2 protein-coding genes are annotated in these 1203 nt (G+C 69.1%); one reads left to right on the plus strand and one right to left on the minus strand.

Annotated features, from left to right (window positions below; all coding sequences use genetic code 11):
* Nucleotides 1-110 precede the first annotated feature (110 nt).
* Complete coding sequence (locus ACJA3G_RS37280) at nt 111-509, minus strand: ribonuclease domain-containing protein (RefSeq protein WP_406557439.1); 399 nt, start codon at nt 507-509, stop codon at nt 111-113.
* A gap of 178 nt (nt 510-687) precedes the next feature.
* Between ACJA3G_RS37280 and ACJA3G_RS37285 the strand changes: the two genes are divergently transcribed.
* Nucleotides 688-1170: a MarR family winged helix-turn-helix transcriptional regulator gene (locus ACJA3G_RS37285; protein ID WP_406557440.1), complete on the plus strand. Its 483-nt coding sequence runs from the start codon at nt 688-690 to the stop codon at nt 1168-1170.
* Nucleotides 1171-1203 lie beyond the last annotated feature (33 nt).

Below are 1203 nucleotides of genomic sequence, written 5' to 3' on the forward strand. Positions count from 1 at the left end.
CGGGTGCGGTGCGGGGTGTGCCGGACGGTGCTGACCTGCGACACCTAGCCCCCGCCTCCCCCTGGTGCGGGGCCGCGCCGCGGCCCCGCGTTCCGGCCGCGGTAGGGGCGTCAGCAGCCGAAGTCGACCAGGTCGAAGGTCGCGTAGTGGTCCGAGGTGTAGTAGTCCTCGTCCGTCTGGCGGCCCGTGACGATGCGGCGGGCGCCGCGCGTCGGGGAGTTCGGGGTCTTCACCGTGTACTCGTGGTAGTAGCCGCTCGACTGCGACGGCAGCACGTGCTCGCGGTTGGAGAAGACGACGCCGTCCTGCGAGTACGGGAACGGGCCTCCCGAGTCGATGAGCCGCAGCGTGTCGTGCGCCTGCGGGGGCAGCTCCGAGGAGCAGATGCTTCCGGTGCTCCGCACCGACGCGGTGGAGGCGGTGGCCTGGACCGCGGTCGGGCCGAGCAGCAGAGTCGCGGCGACCGTGAGGGCCGCGCCGAGCGTGGTGACGCGTGGGGGGATTCTCATGGCGGCCATGATGACGCGCGTAGAGCGGGGCCGGTCAACGCCAATCCCCTTGAATTTTCCACGAGTTAACCTGCGGCACCGGGCCGTAACGGGGGCTTCCGCCGCCCTTTGCCCTCATGGGCAGAATTTGGCCATTCTTTCGTTTCGGCGAACTAACGGCGTTGCTACCCTCCCGGCCATGGACCACACCATGGACCACAGCTCCGCTGCCGACCGCGCCAAGGCGGTCGAAGACCTTCTCCACGTGGCACGCGAACACAGCGGCGTCACGGTGATGTTCCACACCGCGATAGCCGAAAGGCAAGGCCTGGGAGCCTCCGAGACGAAAACGCTCGATCTGCTGGAACGGTACGGACCGCTCACCGCCAAGGAGCTCTCCCAGCACACCGGCCTCGCCCCCGCCTCCGTCACCGGCCTCGTCGACCGTCTGGAGGCCAAGGGTTTCGTCCGGCGCGCCAAGCACCCCACCGACAAGCGGCGGGTGCTCATCGAGATCCGCTGGGAGAACATCCACGGCCTGAAGCGGTTCTTCGTGGACTGGTCCCGTGAAGTGGCGGAGTTCTGTGCGGAGTTCACGACGGAGGAGCTGGTGACCGTGGTCCGCTTCCTGGCCGGCAACAGCACCCTCCAGCGCGAGGCGGCGGCGAGACTCGGGCCGTAACCCCTTCCCCGCCCCTGCTCCGCCGCGTACCGT

Source organism: Streptomyces sp. YS-3, from assembly GCF_045257485.1.
GTDB lineage: Bacteria > Actinomycetota > Actinomycetes > Streptomycetales > Streptomycetaceae > Streptomyces.